Source organism: Rhizobium tropici CIAT 899, from assembly GCF_000330885.1.
Classification (GTDB): domain Bacteria; phylum Pseudomonadota; class Alphaproteobacteria; order Rhizobiales; family Rhizobiaceae; genus Rhizobium; species Rhizobium tropici.
Window position 1 is genome coordinate 209,585 of sequence record NC_020062.1, and the last position, 15,340, is coordinate 224,924.

16 protein-coding genes and 3 pseudogenes are annotated in these 15,340 nt (G+C 55.6%); 8 read left to right on the forward strand and 11 right to left on the reverse strand.

All coding sequences use genetic code 11. From position 1 onward, the window contains the following. Positions 1-3: 3 nt before the first annotated feature. Together RTCIAT899_RS23130 and RTCIAT899_RS23135 are read right to left on the reverse strand one after the other, a co-directional pair. Positions 4-744 (reverse strand): amino acid ABC transporter permease, encoded by a 741-nt coding sequence (locus RTCIAT899_RS23130; protein ID WP_015342221.1) that lies wholly within the window; start codon positions 742-744, stop codon positions 4-6. A gap of 16 nt (positions 745-760) precedes the next feature. Continuing rightward, positions 761-1,684: a substrate-binding periplasmic protein gene (locus tag RTCIAT899_RS23135; protein WP_015342222.1), complete on the reverse strand. Its 924-nt coding sequence runs from the start codon at positions 1,682-1,684 to the stop codon at positions 761-763. A gap of 110 nt (positions 1,685-1,794) precedes the next feature. Between RTCIAT899_RS23135 and RTCIAT899_RS23140 the strand changes: the two genes are divergently transcribed. After that, positions 1,795-2,481: a GntR family transcriptional regulator gene (locus RTCIAT899_RS23140; RefSeq protein ID WP_015342223.1), complete on the forward strand. Its 687-nt coding sequence runs from the start codon at positions 1,795-1,797 to the stop codon at positions 2,479-2,481. A 59-nt stretch (positions 2,482-2,540) separates the two neighbouring features. On the opposite strand, the gene RTCIAT899_RS23145 is transcribed toward RTCIAT899_RS23140, so the two are convergent. The 3 genes and pseudogenes from RTCIAT899_RS23145 to RTCIAT899_RS23155 all read right to left on the reverse strand — a co-directional run bounded on the left by RTCIAT899_RS23145 (position 2,541) and on the right by RTCIAT899_RS23155 (position 3,988). Further along, positions 2,541-2,831: a type II toxin-antitoxin system RelE/ParE family toxin gene (locus RTCIAT899_RS23145; RefSeq protein WP_015342224.1), complete on the reverse strand. Its 291-nt coding sequence runs from the start codon at positions 2,829-2,831 to the stop codon at positions 2,541-2,543. Next, positions 2,828-3,073, reverse strand: coding sequence for a CopG family ribbon-helix-helix protein (locus RTCIAT899_RS23150; protein ID WP_015342225.1), 246 nt, complete (start codon positions 3,071-3,073; stop codon positions 2,828-2,830). Before RTCIAT899_RS23150 ends, RTCIAT899_RS23145 begins: the two co-directional genes overlap by 4 nt. A 229-nt stretch (positions 3,074-3,302) precedes the next feature. Then, positions 3,303-3,988, reverse strand: a pseudogene (locus tag RTCIAT899_RS23155) (IS6 family transposase). A gap of 43 nt (positions 3,989-4,031) precedes the next feature. Between RTCIAT899_RS23155 and RTCIAT899_RS33320 the strand changes: the two are divergent. Beyond that, a pseudogene (locus tag RTCIAT899_RS33320) lies at positions 4,032-4,160 on the forward strand (mandelate racemase/muconate lactonizing enzyme family protein); the annotation flags it as partial. A 36-nt stretch (positions 4,161-4,196) separates the two neighbouring features. Here the strand turns inward: RTCIAT899_RS33320 and RTCIAT899_RS23160 are convergent. The 5 genes from RTCIAT899_RS23160 to RTCIAT899_RS23190 all read right to left on the reverse strand — a co-directional run bounded on the left by RTCIAT899_RS23160 (position 4,197) and on the right by RTCIAT899_RS23190 (position 9,803). Further along, positions 4,197-5,198, reverse strand: a complete 1,002-nt coding sequence (locus RTCIAT899_RS23160) for a glycosyltransferase family 2 protein (RefSeq protein ID WP_015342226.1) — start codon at positions 5,196-5,198, stop codon at positions 4,197-4,199. 6 nt (positions 5,199-5,204) lie between these two features. Further along, on the reverse strand, positions 5,205-5,906 hold the full coding sequence (locus tag RTCIAT899_RS23165) for a polysaccharide deacetylase family protein (RefSeq protein WP_015342227.1): 702 nt from the start codon (positions 5,904-5,906) through the stop codon (positions 5,205-5,207). 1 nt (position 5,907) lies between these two features. Then, positions 5,908-6,804, reverse strand: coding sequence for a glycosyltransferase family 25 protein (locus RTCIAT899_RS32575; protein WP_312863459.1), 897 nt, complete (start codon positions 6,802-6,804; stop codon positions 5,908-5,910). 892 nt (positions 6,805-7,696) lie between these two features. Next, a complete protein-coding gene (locus RTCIAT899_RS31745) occupies positions 7,697-9,325 on the reverse strand; it encodes a hypothetical protein (protein WP_015342230.1) in 1,629 nt (542 codons plus the stop codon). 283 nt (positions 9,326-9,608) lie between these two features. Next, positions 9,609-9,803, reverse strand: a complete 195-nt coding sequence (locus RTCIAT899_RS23190) for a hypothetical protein (RefSeq protein ID WP_015342232.1) — start codon at positions 9,801-9,803, stop codon at positions 9,609-9,611. A 542-nt stretch (positions 9,804-10,345) separates the two neighbouring features. On the opposite strand from RTCIAT899_RS23190, the gene RTCIAT899_RS31750 reads away from it, so the two are divergent. From RTCIAT899_RS31750 to RTCIAT899_RS23210, 6 genes and pseudogenes are all read left to right on the forward strand, one after another. Further along, positions 10,346-10,819 (forward strand): PepSY domain-containing protein, encoded by a 474-nt coding sequence (locus RTCIAT899_RS31750; RefSeq protein WP_015342233.1) that lies wholly within the window; start codon positions 10,346-10,348, stop codon positions 10,817-10,819. 2 nt (positions 10,820-10,821) lie between these two features. Then, a complete protein-coding gene (locus tag RTCIAT899_RS23200) occupies positions 10,822-11,487 on the forward strand; it encodes a response regulator transcription factor (protein ID WP_015342234.1) in 666 nt (221 codons plus the stop codon). A gap of 29 nt (positions 11,488-11,516) precedes the next feature. Next, positions 11,517-12,839, forward strand: coding sequence for a sensor histidine kinase (locus RTCIAT899_RS23205; protein WP_244441541.1), 1,323 nt, complete (start codon positions 11,517-11,519; stop codon positions 12,837-12,839). A 38-nt stretch (positions 12,840-12,877) separates the two neighbouring features. Next, positions 12,878-13,342: pseudogene (locus RTCIAT899_RS32580) on the forward strand (hypothetical protein); the annotation flags it as partial. Beyond that, positions 13,343-13,609 carry a DUF1496 domain-containing protein gene (locus tag RTCIAT899_RS34670; protein WP_081598448.1) on the forward strand — a complete coding sequence of 89 codons (267 nt, stop codon included), beginning with the start codon at positions 13,343-13,345 and terminating at the stop codon, positions 13,607-13,609. Continuing rightward, positions 13,606-13,968, forward strand: coding sequence for a hypothetical protein (locus RTCIAT899_RS23210; protein ID WP_041678117.1), 363 nt, complete (start codon positions 13,606-13,608; stop codon positions 13,966-13,968). The genes RTCIAT899_RS34670 and RTCIAT899_RS23210 overlap by 4 nt, the downstream gene beginning before the upstream one ends. Positions 13,969-14,076: 108 nt before the next feature. Here the strand turns inward: RTCIAT899_RS23210 and RTCIAT899_RS23215 are convergent, their stop codons facing one another. Then, on the reverse strand, positions 14,077-15,333 hold the full coding sequence (locus tag RTCIAT899_RS23215; protein ID WP_015342237.1) for an NAD(P)/FAD-dependent oxidoreductase: 1,257 nt from the start codon (positions 15,331-15,333) through the stop codon (positions 14,077-14,079). Positions 15,334-15,340 lie beyond the last annotated feature (7 nt).

Here is a 15,340-nt window from a genome sequence, read left to right on the forward strand (position 1 = left end):
CGTCTAGCCCCCAGTTTGAATCAAGGCTCGTGCCAGCCTAAGACGCCGCCGCCGACCAAGCGACAGAGGTATGCCCGCCTGGATAGTGCGCTCAAGCAACAGAAGGCATTGCGAGACCGGATAACAGACAGCAAAGTAGATCGCGGCGATCACCAGATAGACTTCCAGTGACCGAAACGTCTCGGAGGCGATCAACTGCGCCCGGGTCATGAGTTCCGCTGCCGAGATGGTCACCAGCAGTGACGTCGACTTCAGCAGATCGACGAACATCGTATTGGTGCCCGGCAGCGCAAGTCGAAGTGCCTGCGGTAGGACCACATGGCCGAATGTAGTGGCACGGCCAAGACCCAGTGCGTGCGCCGCCTCGTTCTGGCTCGAATGAATGCCCGAAATGGCTGCGCGAAAAATCTCCGACAGATAGGCTGCGTAGAATAAAACCAGACTGAGCACGCCGGCCACAAAGACGCTGAATCTTATTCCGACGGATGGCAAACCGAAGTAGGTGACGAAGATGATGGCAAGCAGGGGCACATTCTTGAAGACTTCCGTGTAGATGGTGGCCGGCAAACGCACGATGCGCAACCGATTGAGGCGCATCAACGCAAGCATGAGCCCCAAGAGCGCCGCACCGACGAAGCTTGCCACCGTATAGGCAAGGGTCCGTAAAAGACCCTCGCCGAGATTGCCTGCATAGTCGCCCCAGGAAACTTGAAACAATTGAGCAGGAGATTGCCAAAAGCTCATGTCCGTTCTCCCGCGCTCAATTGGCGATGGACGGTGGTGACCATGTCTGCGGGCGATCCACGCCACGTCGCTGGGCCGCCATATCCCGCGACGGAACCAGGAACTGCTTGGGATCGCCGCCCCATTTCGTCACGAGCGCGGCGAGAGAACCGTCCTTATACATCGCGTCGATCTGGTCGGAGATTGCTTGGGCAAGCTTCGGAGCCTGTTTCGGCAGGTAGAAGCCGGTCATGTAGGGCTGGAAATATTTATAGTCGGGATGAGCGGCAACCTGCTCTGCCGTCGGCGGATTGAGGTAGGCCACCCTGAACTTCATGTCGGGTCTTTGCTGCTGTTGATAAATAATCAGCAGGGGATCGAGAAATCCGACGTCGATCCGACCCGAGGAAAGATCCGAAAAAACGCTGTCGGCCGTCGGGTACGTATGCGCATCGGCCTTTGGGACCTGAGCAATGGATTTCGCCCAGACGTAACCGGTCACGGTTCCGAGCGCCTTGCCTTCCAGGCTCTGGACGTCGGGATAACTAGCGTCACCATGCACGGCCATGGCCGGTGGCGAATAGTAGGGCGGATCGGTGAACAAGCCCACTTTCTGACGCGCATCCGACCAGGCGATGCCGCCGATCGTAATGTCCGCACGTTGCGCCTGCACCGCGGCAAGCATGCCGGGGAAATCCGTCACCGTCGTTTCGATCTTGAGACCAAGCTTCTTGGCGATCACATCCAGGATATCGCTATCGAGGCCGACCTGCTTGTCATCTTTCAATGCCGTGTAGGGCATGTACGGCTCGATGACCACCTGGAGCACACCCGGCTTCAGCGTTTCCAGCTCTCCAGCTTGGGCCACCACGGGCTCGGAAAACAGCACGAGTCCGAGGGCAAGGATTGCTGAAACGGCATGGTTAAGTCGAGAATGCGGGAAAATATCGTTGCTATCCATGTTCACCCTCATTATATTTTTGTAATATATTACAGCGTATATTATCCAGGTGCATTGTCAAGTGATTCCGTATAAGCGCATCGGATCACTCAAGGATGGAGAAGACGTGGATGGACACTTGGATGTCGGAAGAAATGCTCGACGATCCGCAAGCCACCTTGACATTGGCGGAACGCACCTATTTGCAGCTTCGCGAGGACATCATCACGGTGCAGCTGGCGCCAGGCACCATTCTTAAGGAAAATGACGTAATGCGCCGGCTCGACGTCGGTCGTACGCCCGTGCGGGAAGCCTTCCTGCGGCTGCAGCGGGATGGCTTTGTCGATGTCAACGCGCGCCGAGGCACTTTCGTCAGCAGGATCGACATCAGCGACCTGACCGCAATCTACGAGGCAAGAGCTCGCATCGAATCCTGGGCGACGCGGTTGGCGGCGGAACGATTGCGTGAGCCCGAACGGCGCGACGCCGCTAAACTGATAGAAGCGCTAAAAGCGCTTTCCCTACCTTCTGAGCTCGACGCGCTGCTTGCGCTCGATCGGCGAATTCATCGGTTCATCTATCGGTGCGCCAAGAACCGGTATCTCTTCGACACGCTCGATCATTATCACAATCTCTCGCTTCGGATTCTTCATGTCGCCATGCGGCGGTTTCCGGAGCTCTCGCCTGAACTCGACAAGGTCGTGCAAGAGCAGATACTCATGCTCGAGGCCGTCTGCCGCGGTGATGCCGATACCGCTGAGAGAATTGCGCTGCATCACGTCCTAAGCTTTGAACAGGAAGTGCGCAAGGTCATCTGAACGCCTTGAAGGGGATCGAACCGACATCGATCGCATCAGGCGGAACTCAAGTTAAAAACCTAAAGCTCTGATGGCCATCGCTGATGAGCATGCATGACCGTGAGAATCTCTATGTCTTGCTCGACACGGTAAGGAATAATGTAGGGAATATCCGCCAGCACCAGTTCACGGGTGCCATTGATGCGGCCAACGCGCCCTGTTGCGGGAAACTCCGAAAGCATATCAACCGCCGACACGATTCGCGCGACGGCTCGTGCAGCAGCATCCGGATTATCCTTCTGGATATATGCGCCGATCCTATCAAGCCGCCGCAATGCTCTCTTCGTCCAGCGAATACGCTTTTCGCTCATGACGGATGAGCAGAGTTGATGTACTTTCCAATGACTTTCGCCATTTCTTCGTCGCTGGCGAAATCGCCCCGGCTGGCTTCAGCCAACCCAGCCTCGATTTCAACAATTTGCCACTCTTCGCGAGCAACATAATCCTCGATCGCCTGGGCTGCCATATAAGAGCGCGAACGATCAAGCTTTTCCGCGATCTGGTCGAGTTTGCTAGCCGTTTCGTCTGAAACACGCACAGTGAATGCAGCCATGACACCAAACCTTCTATGGTTCACAATCATTATAGGTGAACCACTATAGTTCATCAAGGTTCAGGCCGCTAGAGAACTCTTCATCCAGCCACAAATGGCTACGCTCTTGAAGCGGTACTAACTCCTAGTCCCTCAAGGAATCTATTAAAAATCCAATGAAATCAATAAATTTTGGCATGGTAAACTTAACGGGTACAAGGCAGTCGTAGCCCGCTTGCGCTGTTGCGGTTCACGCTCGAGTGATTTTCGCCCACAGGTTCATCGCCGCTGAACGCAGTTCTCGATGATGGCTGGAGGGGATGTCGTGGCGGGGGATGTGGAACAGGTTTGCGATCGGATCATGGATGGAGACGAAGCGCTGTAGATGTCGCCTAGCCTTGAAGCGTTTCATGACCCGCTCTCGTCGCCGGACTGGCTGGTGGGAATTCTCCGCCCGATTGTTCAAGCCTCTGTGGGAGCGATGCTCGACACCTGGCATGATCTCGCGCTTTGCAGCGTCGTAGGACCGAAGCTCGTCGGTGATCATCACTCGCGGCGTGCGCCCCTGGCTCTTCAACAGCTTGCGCATGAGACGCTTGGCCGCCTTGGTATTGCGACGACTTTGAACCAGAACGTCGAGGACGAAACCGTCCTGAGCCAGTGCTTCTTGCCGCCTATCGAAACGACGACCTCGTCGAGGTGCCACTTGCCGCCCAGCCGACCGGCTGAGCGGCAGCGGATCTCGCTCGCAAAGGCACGTCCGAATTTCTCGGCCCATAGCCGCACAGTCTGGTGCGAGACAATAATCCCACGCGCCGCCAGCATATCCTCGACCATCCGCAGACTGAGAGGAAAACGGAAATAGAGCCACACCGCGTGGGCGATTATCTCGCCAGGAAAGCGATGGCGGCGATAGAGTGGATCACGGTCTGTCATGGCCCGTCATCTCATGTCCAATTCCACATTCCGTTAAGTTGACGATGCCCCGGTCACTGATATGCCAGGTCTCGGCGTCGAGGTGAACGAGGAATTGGCCAGGAAGCAGAGTTTCAAATTCTGGGAGGCGCCGCATTGGACCCGAAACGACGGCTCGGTGACGAATTGGTAAACGCCGCTCTTGGCTCCCTATTTGCAATTTTGGCAGCTAGAAGCCGCTGGTCATCTGATAGTGCGGCGATGTATACCCGAGACGCCCCTGTAGCAACCCGACAATGCTGCCCAAGCACGATGCCGCGCGCACCAATGTCCTGCCACCAGTCAAAGGCGCCGCCAGAATGCAATAGCTTAGCGTCCATATTCGGCCCAAAATCGAAGCGAACAATTGCAGCCAGCCTTTTTTTGAGCCCTTGCTATTTCGTCTTTTGATCAAGATGCTGCTGTGATCTCGGGAGCGCCTGTATTGGTACTGGAGCGTCAAGCGCTCGACGGGAACCGTCTCATGGCAAATCGCATGTGGTGTCCAGGTCGTACAAGCGCCAAGTTTCAGCGCATCGGTCCACAATTGCCAATCCTCGCCACCCGCCAAGCCAAGTGTGTTGTCGAAACGAAGGCCGGTGCGACGAAAGAATTCCAGCTTTCCCATCCAGCTACCGGTTGCCAGTTTGATGTGCTTAGCTTTCCCCATCTCTAAGAGACGAATCGATTTCGCCTCGCTATTGCGATTCATTCTGTTCATTCCCGACCAAACCATCCTGTTCCACCGGGATGCGGCGGGCGGCGGCGGTGCGAATCTGACCGGCGACGCGACAATATCGCAATCCTGAGCGTCTCGCGCGGCGAGCAGCTGCTCAAGCCAATCTTCTGCGACAACTTCGTCATCGTCAGCAAAGGTCAGCAAGTCTCCATCCGACGTAAGAGCGGCCTCAAGAGCGCGATTGCGAGCAAAGGCGATCCCGAGCTGCGTCTCGAGCTCATATTGAACGCTCGACTTTGGCACTTGCTCCCGGAAATCTTCGATAGCTTGGCCTAACGAGGCCGTTTCATTATTCTCAATGATGATGAAATGAAGACGAACTCCGTCAGGCACGTTCATCCTGCTATAGGACTTCAGAAGATTCGAAAGCATTTGTGGCCTTGCACGCGTAACGGTCCCTACGCAGATCGTTCTCTCGTAATCACCTGCTGAAAAAACTGGAGACAACTGCATGAGGGTCTAACCGACCGCACATTTGCACAATACGTTCAACCAGCTATCTACTTGACGGATCGTTTGCCGCGGTAACCACAGCATATCATCCTCAGGCAATATTCTTCCGCTAACGGTTGTAGTTGCGCTGATATAGCCAGCCTGCTCGACAATGGCTCTGACTTGCTCTGATACGTCTCCGTACGGATACGAGAAGCTGTTGACCGAATTTCCGAGCATGTCTTCGAGCTCGTGCCGAGCAAGGGTGATTTGCCGTCTTGCCTCGGTGACCGAGGTTTTCGTCAGGCGGATATGCTCGAGACTATGCGCACCGACTTCATGACCCATGAGGGCCCATTCCCGCATTTCTGCCTTCGACATGCATCGCGAATACGGAGCGCCAACTGGTAAATCCCAGCTGTTGAATCCGCCAATCTGACTAGGAACAAAGTAACTTGTCGCCGTAAATTCCAGTTCCTGAAGGGTCGCCAGCGCATGCGCGTGGACACCTCGAAAGCCGTTGTCGAATGTGATGCCAAAGACCTTGCCGGATTTTTTCCCGCGCAGATATGGCTCGAGATCTCGAAGGGACAAGCCGGTAAATCCCAGCCTCTTCAATCGCCGCATCTGGGTGCTAAAATTGCGAGGATAGACCGTTCGATAGCGAAGATAGACGCCTTGTTCTGCAGGATCGGCGATCTGGCTATATCTCAGGATCGATATCGACATGTTATCTCGCCGCAACATTAGAGGACGGAATACGGCGTCTGCCAGCCAATCGGGCGAGGCGTTTGATCCTACTGCGGTAAAGAGGACGCAAGATCTCGTGCATGCATTTTTGCAGGAGTGGCCTGCGTTGTCTAAGCGTGCTCCCACCCAAGCTGCCGGAAATCTCGTGAATGCCAGCGGGCGTGACCGACTTCGGTATGACGCCCGTCACCCAAAACATTTGCAGGAACACATCGACGGGACGATCCACTTGTTCAGTCGCCTTGAGCAACTTGATTGCCGCGCCGCGGGTGACCAGTTGCGCTCCCATTCCAAGTCCTGGGCATGTGGGTTCGATCAAGGCGATCTCGCCGACTTTGGCGATCTGGCGACCACTTTCACGACCTCTGCGCATCGGGAATCGTATAAAATCGTCCGGCCCTATATGAGCGAATGCCAGTGCGAGGCTCCTGTAAAAACTGTCATCAAGCTCAATATCATCCTCAATGACGAAGGCGATATCGATATTCTGGTCGACAATTGCCTGCCATGCTTTTCGGTGCGAAAGGAAGCAACCGATCTCGGCATTGCTAAGTTCGAAGGGATAGAACGGCTGATGCAACTGGCGTTGATAGAACCCTCGACGCTCCCGCTTCGAGAGCAGACGACCATCGATTGCGGGCAAAATCGATGTGGAAAAGGGAAGAAGTTTCAGCAGCCTTTCCGCATGCTGCTGCCGCTGTTTGACGCGCAGCAGATGGATGAGGAACCCGATTGTGGATAGGTTATCCTGGCGTCGGAATTGGCACGAGAAACTAAGCGGGGATTCTCCGCAATAAGAGTAAGGCGCTCTCCGTGCAGTAATCGCACGCTTGCTTGCCGGGCCGGGGTTGTTTTGTTCCAAGGTCTTTCCTTTCAACGTTCGGATTATGTTTCTGGAGAAGTGCTAGATCACCGCACTATCCAGATTGCGTGGAGAGTAGGCTGACACTTGATGCAAATACGGATAGGCGCCTAACACGGTGATGCAGGCTTTGGATTGCCAGCGCGGCGAGTCAGTTGGCGCCAGCAAAACTAGCGCCGCGGGACGGCTCACGCCTAAAGGTCCACGAGGATTTCCTAGTCGGGATCATTGAAGAAGAAGGGATGTCACGCTCAACGAGATGGTCCGACGGGCACCTCTTATCGAGATGTTGCGCCTTTCTTCCAGGCGCAACGGGATTGGCGCGTGAATAAAATGCGTTTGGCTATTTTGTCTTACCCTTGATCCCCGGGTTCTGCTTTTTCAAGAGCGGCGCTTCCTTTTGAGGTTCCGTTTTCGAGCTCTGACCGTTCAAGGTCTTGACATTTTCCTTTGTGTTTCCGGGGCTCGGAGTGGTCGAGCCGGCGTGTGCCGAAACTGACGCGAGAGCGAATATGATTGTGGAAACGGCGAGGGTGAACTTCTTCATGTGCTCTGTTCCTCTGTTTGTTTAATTCACGGTCCGTTGGGCGCTTGGCCGAAATTGACTAGCCCCGCGCTTTCGTCGCATTGCTCCAATGCAGCGACGTCATAGTGATAGCTGCGAACGATGTAGGCTCTGTCGAACTAGTGTTGCGGACACGTTGAGAAACAGCGGCATTATTAAGGCATCTGGATTAAGGCATCTGGATCCTGACGCTCTGGCTCGCCCAGTGGCTCATTGTCGAATTCTGATGTTTCGAGCGCGCGATTCCGAGATCGACCACAGCTCTGTCAACGCTGGGCCACCGACTTAGGTAGCGTTGTTAATCGAGACGCGCCTGCGCAGTTTCGGATAAGCTTTTGAACCCTATTTGCCGCCGGGAGTCCGCCCGGCTTTTCCCGTCAGATCTGCATTGTCGTCATTTTCTTCGGGCGAGACGTCCCGTTTCTGAGATCCATCTCCGGATTGGGCCGTCACATTATCCTGATAATTATCAGGAATGACGTCCTCATCTGCACTATTCGGAAGTTCCCCGCGTTCCTGATGCATGTCGACGTTTGTGGATCCACTTGCATCGACCGATTGGCCTATCTGTTGTTCAGAATTCTGGCCGGAACTTTCTGCTTGGTGAGAATCGCCATCTTTCTCTTTCGACGAAACATCCCGTTTCTGAAGCTCATCTCCGGATCTGGTATTGACATTATTTTGATCATCTCTGGAAGTAGCCTCTTCTTCAGTTCCATCATGCCCCCGTTCCACATTATCTGGAACTTTGCCGTCCACCCCCGATATATGTACGTCCGATGCCCTATCATTTTGTGGTGCAATTGCTTTCTCTGGTTGAGATAGATTTTCGTTCAGCTCAGAGTTAGAGGGAGAGATAGTTTCTACTTTCGCTGTGGAACTGCCATTCTCTAGCTGATGCGGCTCCTGCGCAGTGAAGACAGCATTATCTGGCGTAGCAGGAATATCGATATCTGCTAAGTTCTCTCGGGGTAATGCTTCGTATTCGACACGGGTCTCATTCGTTATATTATAAATGGTCTGGTAGGTAATATCCTGGTTGACTTCAATTTGGCTTATTTCCACTAGAGGATCGTCGATTATCGTTGGTTCGTCATACCAAAGAGAATTTCTGTCCGCGTAATAGCCATCGTAATATCCATCCCAATAGGAGTGCCAGACTTCGAATTCCGGACCAATCGGCTCGAAATAGACGTAATATGTTGGGTAATAGGTTCGCGTCGTATAGATGAATGCATCGAAGGATCCCGACACCACTGTGAGTGTCAGCAGCATGCTTTGATAGGTCCAGTAATCGTCTGGCCGGTCACTGTAATAGGAAAGGTCATGCCTCAGTCGTACCACCTCTCGTCGAAGAGTTGCATTGTTGGCGACCTGATCCTCCAGCGACGCTACGCGCTTTTCGAGAAGAGCCACACTTTCACGCAATGCCCGAACTTCACCCTTGCTGACCGCTCTGGTTTCATTCGCCGGCTTTGAAAGAACATATCGGGACGAGTAGCTCTTCCATGCCGCGTTTAGGTAGCGCATGCCCTGCGCAGCTTGCTCGTTTTGCGACACCGTCAGGGCATATCGCGTTTGCAGCTCACCGATCGCTTTTGACAGGTTGCCAGTAGCCTCAGCGATCCCCTTGCTGTTTGGCGTCGCCAGTGCAGCTTCCAAGCGCTGTGTTGCGCGTGTCGCGAGGGCAACGGCTTCGAGAACGCCGGCAGTGCTTTGGTGCCGAGTACCTGAAGCGTCCTTATAGCTCCCGGCGATCATACCGAGTGAGACACGCATGTCAGAGAGCAGACCCTGGGCATTTCGCGTCGCCTTTGGCGCGGCAGCTGCGGGAGACGCGAATGCCGTTTGGCCCGCATAGATCATCGCCGCGATCGGTATCGCCCCTGCTGCATGACCGGAAATGGCGAGCATCAAGCTGCCTGACACTATTCTTCTCAAAATCAAGTCTACGAGCAAATTGGAATTCATATCAGCGCCTCCGAGCGCCCTTGGATTTCACGCTCGTGATCGAACGACGAGTTGTATTCATCATTTCCAAGCGGATTTTCGTGAGAGAGATCGAAAGCGCGGGAACGGCCCCCTCTCGACCCAAGGCGGAAGATCGGCGGGCGACAGCCACCAACCCCAGCCTGACCATTGGATATCTTCGCCATCTCCCACAGGTAATGGGGATGATCGAGACGAAGCACCGCATCTTCAGGACCTTCAGCTAACAATGATTGCGATTGAAAGGCGCTTGCGCGCCTGCATTTCAATCTGCGCGCACGAGTTCGCAATCAGAGTAGGTTTCGTGCTGGCAATGCACGTTAAATCGCGCGTTCGCGTATGGCGTTCGAACAACCAGCATCGACAAAACGATGGCCAATAACGAGGTCATATAGATGATGCCTGGCACAAAGCGAAACAGCGCTTGCATATGGTATTCCTTCAGCTTCTTGTCCGGCATCAAAATTCCCTAGTTTGGAGTCTTTCGATCGGCGCTATCTCGCGGGCCGCCACGGCGTGCTGTTGGCGCGAAACTGCCGTGTTTGCATTCATTGAGGATTCGCCTTCGGCGCTTTGGTACGATGGCACCTGAAAGGTTCGGTGGTGCCCGAACATACCAAATGGCCGGCGAAAATGCGGTGGCCCGATGATTGATAGCGACAGAGTCGTGGCAGTTAACAGGGCTACACAGGTCATAATTGGCATAAAGCGAAATACGGTTTGCATATCGCGTTCCCTCAGCTGCTATTGCGGTTGACATCTCGAGGAGGCCCGCCTTCGAGCGATCTCTACAAGGTAGCTACCGCTTCGTGGCTCGAGCACTCGCTTCGTAGTCGGTTTGTTTGCCTCTGGTTCACCGGTATAATCGATGGTGCCTGAAAAACCCGTGAGAGCGTTGTCAGCGAAATGTCAGCTTTGCTCGTCTAAGCTGCTCCGCGGAACGGTCCTGACGATTTGAGGAGAAGGTGTGTGTGTTTTCGGCTCCTGAGAGTATTCGCGCGGTTGGCAATAATTGCCGTTGCGTTGCACTTTCCAGCCGTGGTGCGCGCGCAGGAAGCCGCTGGCGACGGTCGCTATATCGAGATCGCCGATGCGGGTGAATCGGAAGGCTCTTCGGACCAGGGGGGCGACGGGACAGATTCGAATTCCGGCGATGACGAAGATGATGATGGAGGCGATCCTGGAGATTCTAAAGGCGACGGGCAGTCTGACCCCGACGAATCTCAGCGCAACGGAGGCCACGACAGGTTTAATGGACCAAACGGCGCCCTCGAAGCGGTTCAAAGCAATCGAGCTCTTCCGCTGGACGACATCATCGCAATCGCCCGGCATCTGACCACAGGACAGATCATCGATACGCGCCTGCATCCCGTCAAAGGCCTTCTCCGGTATGAGTTGAAGGTGCTCGAAACCAACAGCGAAGTTCGCCGCTACATTTTTAATGCCCGTACGGGTGAGTTGATAAAGGTAAGATAAATATGCGGATACTTGTAGCTGAAGATGATCGCCGCATCGCCGATTCGCTTGGTACGGCCCTGTCGAGTGCCGGCTTCGCCGCTGAATATGCCAGGGACGGAGAAGATGCCTGGTTCCGTGGAGACACTGAAGCATTCGATGCGGTGATCCTCGATCTCGGTCTTCCGACCCTGGATGGTTTGACGATCCTGAAGCGCTGGCGTCGAGCGGGGCGTAACGTTCCCGTATTGATTCTGACCGCGCGTGGGCAGTGGAACGAGCGAGTGGAAGGAATTGAGTCGGGTGCCGACGACTACGTGGTCAAACCTTTCCGCATGGAAGAAGTCGTAGCGCGTGTCCGCGCGATAGTCCGCCGGGCGGCGGGCTTTGCATCGTCGCAAATTGAAATTGGCGAGCTTGTTCTCGACACGCGAATGAGACAAGTGTCACGCGCGGGCATTCCGATCTCGCTTACACCACAGGAATACCGGCTGCTGGCCTTTATGGCGCATCAGGGCGGCCGCGTCGTCTCGCAGCTTGAGATAGCCGAACATCTTTATACCGAGAACTTCGAAGGCGGGTCGAATGCCGTCGAAGTGCTCATCGGCCGCCTAAGGAAACGCTTGGGCGCCGATATCATCGCGACGCGACGCGGCTTTGGGTACATTCTCGGTGGGACTGATCGTTGAGAATTAGGTCCTTACGGATTCGGTTGATATTGGGATCCGGCATCTGGATCGCCATAGCGCTGGTCCTGACTGGCGTCACAATCGGCTACTTATTCACGAAGAGTGTCGAACGCAGCGCTTCTGCTGACCTCTCGGCAACGATGTCGCGTCTCGTCGCTTTGATCAATGCAGACGCGCGCGATGCGGCGCCGGTGCTTATCGGCTCCTTGCCTGATCCACGCTACGATACTCCCATCAGCGGCCTCTACTGGCAGATCACGGATCTGGGCTCGCAGCAGATGATCCGCTCCCGCTCGCTTTGGGACCATGTCCTCATGCTGGATACGCCAAGCGAAGCCGGACAGCTCTCCAACGTTCATGGCCCCGCGGGACAATCATTGCTTGCCTTTTCCTTGACGGCACGCTTTGCGAAAGCCAAAAGCGAGCGACGTTTCCAGGTCATCGTAGCTCAGGACCGGTCGATCCTTGATGAGGCGATCAAAAGTTTTGGGCGCGAATTGGCCGTGGCCCTCCTAATCCTCGGCAGCGTCCTGGTGCTTGCTGCAATTCTGCAGGTGCAATTCGGACTGTCGCCATTCAGGAAATTGCGCCAGGATATTGAGGGCATTCGCAAGGGTGCCGCGTCCTCAATCGATACCACCTATCCGCTGGAGGTGGTACCTGTTGTCAGCGAAGTAAACGCGTTGCTATCCCTGCAGCAGAAATCGATGGATTTTGCGCGCTCGCGCGCTTCAGATCTTGCGCATGGCCTGAAAACGCCGCTCGCTGTGCTTGGTACGATTGCTTACGAACTCGAAGAGGGCGGTGACAAGCGCAGCGCTGCTACGATTATTGACCTGACGAACGAAATGCGCGGCCGCATAGATTATCAGTTGCGTCTCGTCCGGCTGCGTCAACGCGTCCGGCTGCATGCTCTCAGCGCCTCGCTGAGCAACGTCGTTCCGCGCGCGATCGCAGTCCTGAAGAAAACGCGCACCAGCAAGCACCTCGACTGGGTAGTCGACGTTATCGATGGTCTAGATGTCGATATTGATGCGAATGATCTGATCGAGCTTGTCGGCGTGATCCTTGAGAACGCTGCACAATGGGCAACCTCACGGATTAGCGTGGAGGCCAAGAAGGACGCTGCGTTCGTCGAACTAAGGATATCCGACGACGGGCCGGGCATTCAATCTGCGGACCTTCGCACGATCGGCCGGCGCGGCGGACGTTTCGATGAGACAAGCTCAGGCACCGGCCTTGGCCTGGCGATCGCCTGCGAGATCGTCTCGCTGAACAACGGAACGATTGCTTTTGAACGAGCCCAGCTTGGAGGACTCGAGGTGACAATCCGCTTGCCGGTCGCTGATTGACGAACTTGCGCTACTTCGCACGAAGAGATCCGAACATCTATCTTCGAGACATTGCGATGCATGTGCCAAGGCTTCGACATCTCCTCTGGAGTGGATATGCCCGAGAGGCAAGCGAGACCGTAATGCAGATGCTTGCTCAATTACATCGGCACGCCGGGCTGCACAATGCGAGCGGCAAGATCGGGCGGCTATACGAATTGATCAACAATCCTGGCAGCTAGGTGGTGCAGAACGCAGCTTCGATCGCCAACTACCGCCAGCGATACTGATCCAGCCTGCCGATATCCAGCTGACCGGCGGAAAGTGCTGCCGACAGCCTCATCAATGCCCGCATGAACAAGAAGCGTCGGATGCGTTGGTCGCCGATTGGCGCTCATGGGATTCTTCAAGTCCGAGCAGCCGTTGCGGACGGCCGCCTCAAAAAGGCAAAGCTTAATCTTGCGTGTGGCCCTACGTTTTCCCGCTCCCTCCACAATTCTGGTCTTATGTCGCTTGGCACGTAAGTGGGGTCTTACTCACTTTGTGGCCCCAACACCCGCCGAGAAACAGTCGATCAACCCACCACGGACAGTTGCTGGCACGAGGATAAACGCTATCCGGAAGGTAGCGTGATCCCGATCGGTGGTGCCTCCCTCGGTTGCATGCTCGAACTATGGAAGCCAATCTTGACAGAAAAGGCGCCATCGGAGCCAGGCGGGGAGAGAATTCATCAAACACTCGGACATCTATCAAGTGAAAATCATGGTTTGGAAACCAGGAGATCATCATGAGCACTGGGTTCGGATCGCCTCAAGATCTTGGAAACGGCGGTTATAGAGTAGGTGTTTCTCGATACAGCCAAGACGGCAAAAAATTCAACGCTACGGGTATGGTAGTCGTGAATATTGGAGACTACTCGGGAGATGAAACAGATCCTCAAAAGCGGGCATTGGCATTGGCGGTCTTAGCGGTAGCAGCTCATCCAGAGGTGTTAGTGCCAATCTCACCGATTCCTGCTCAGAAAATGCATATTATCTTGCGAGTACTCGACAAGGACGGAAAGGCGACCGATCAAGATAGGGATTTCTTTCAGCCTAGTGATGCAGAACTGACAAAAGGTGCCACGACATATCAAACCAAGAATTCATGAGCGAAGAAGACACCCCGAGGGACGCCCATCTTCACGCAACAAAGATTCTAACGCGCATCATGAGGCAGTAGAGGAGCCAACGCCTCCTCTCAGCAAGCCAACAGCCAGTTATTGCCTGAAACGGCTGGGCAGAAAAGGGCGCGCCTCGCCGCTGATGCGATTTTCGAGCGCGTCGAGCACGAGATCCGCCGTCTTGGGAGCGGCGGCAATGCCGACATGTCCGTGGCCGAATGCGGCGATCAGGCTGGGATGGCGCGATAGCGGGCCGATCACCGGCAGGCCATCCGGCGTGGAGGGACGATGCCCCATCCAGAGCCGAAGCCTGGGTGTCTTGTCGGTGGACAGATAGGGGTAGCTCGCTAGGGCATGCCGTTGCAGCACCTGCGCGCGCTCCCAATTCGGGGGTTTATCGACCGTTGCAAGCTCGACCTGGCCCGAAAGGCGCAGACCCATGTCGGTCGGTGTATTGGCCATCCGGCCCGTGCTCGGCATCACGGGAATCTCGAAGGGTGTTTGCCCCGACGTCACGGTCACATGGTAACCCCGTTCGCTCTGCATCGGAATGCGTACGCCGAGCGGGCGCAGCAGGCGGCCGGAGTGTATGCCTGCGGCCACGACGATGCGGTCTGCGGAGAGCGTCTCGCCACTCTCGAGTACCGCTTGCGGCGTCACGCCGTCCAGGATGGCTGTCACGGCGGATTGGTGGAATTGTACGCCCTTGCGTCGCGCGGCGTCCACAATGCCGGCTACATAGCCTCCGGTGTCGCGGCAATGAGCACCGTTGACCACGTGGATGGCGAACCGGTAGGCAGGGCCGAGTGCCGGCAGCCTTCTGCGAATTTCGGTTTCGTTCCATTCCGCATAGGCAACGCCGTTTTCTCGGCGCAGCTCCCAGCTCAGCGCTTCCGCCTCGAAGGAAGCCCGGTCGGGATAGGCGTAGAGTAGCCCCTTTTGAAGAACGAGCTGCTCCTGTCCGGTCTTTCGTGCGAGTTCCAGATGTCGCTCGGGGCCATCGTGCAGCAAGAAGCTCAGCAATTTCGCCGTCCGGCGCACGCGGGTCTTGCTGGCGCCGGCCCACAAAAACCGCAGAAGCCAGGGCGTCAGCTGCGGCAGGGACCTCCAATCGATCGTTAGCGGCCCATTTCGATCGAGAAGGAAACCGGGAACCTTTCGCCACAGACCGGGCATGCTCATCGGTATGATCGAGGCCGGGCTGATCCAGCCGCCATTGCCGTAGCTTGCTCCGGCTTCGCTGCCCGGTGCGTTGCCGTCGCAAATTGCGACATCCCAGCCTGCTTCCGCCAGCCTCAACGCTGCCGTGGCACCGATAATGCCCGCGCCGACCACGATTACCTTGCCTGTCATTGCCGTT

Coding starts and splice junctions, on each gene's coding strand:
- RTCIAT899_RS23130 (WP_015342221.1), bottom strand. CDS start 744: ATGAGCTTTTGGCAATCTCCTGCTCAATTGTTTCAAGTTTCCTGGGGC.
- RTCIAT899_RS23200 (WP_015342234.1), top strand. CDS start 10,822: ATGCGGATACTTGTAGCTGAAGATGATCGCCGCATCGCCGATTCGCTT.
- RTCIAT899_RS23210 (WP_041678117.1), top strand. CDS start 13,606: ATGAGCACTGGGTTCGGATCGCCTCAAGATCTTGGAAACGGCGGTTAT.
- RTCIAT899_RS23140 (WP_015342223.1), top strand. CDS start 1,795: ATGGACACTTGGATGTCGGAAGAAATGCTCGACGATCCGCAAGCCACC.
- RTCIAT899_RS23190 (WP_015342232.1), bottom strand. CDS start 9,803: ATGCCGGACAAGAAGCTGAAGGAATACCATATGCAAGCGCTGTTTCGC.
- RTCIAT899_RS23165 (WP_015342227.1), bottom strand. CDS start 5,906: ATGTCGATATCGATCCTGAGATATAGCCAGATCGCCGATCCTGCAGAA.
- RTCIAT899_RS23150 (WP_015342225.1), bottom strand. CDS start 3,073: ATGGCTGCATTCACTGTGCGTGTTTCAGACGAAACGGCTAGCAAACTC.
- RTCIAT899_RS23160 (WP_015342226.1), bottom strand. CDS start 5,198: ATGCAGTTGTCTCCAGTTTTTTCAGCAGGTGATTACGAGAGAACGATC.
- RTCIAT899_RS23215 (WP_015342237.1), bottom strand. CDS start 15,333: ATGACAGGCAAGGTAATCGTGGTCGGCGCGGGCATTATCGGTGCCACG.
- RTCIAT899_RS23135 (WP_015342222.1), bottom strand. CDS start 1,684: ATGGATAGCAACGATATTTTCCCGCATTCTCGACTTAACCATGCCGTT.
- RTCIAT899_RS31745 (WP_015342230.1), bottom strand. CDS start 9,325: ATGAATTCCAATTTGCTCGTAGACTTGATTTTGAGAAGAATAGTGTCA.
- RTCIAT899_RS23145 (WP_015342224.1), bottom strand. CDS start 2,831: ATGAGCGAAAAGCGTATTCGCTGGACGAAGAGAGCATTGCGGCGGCTT.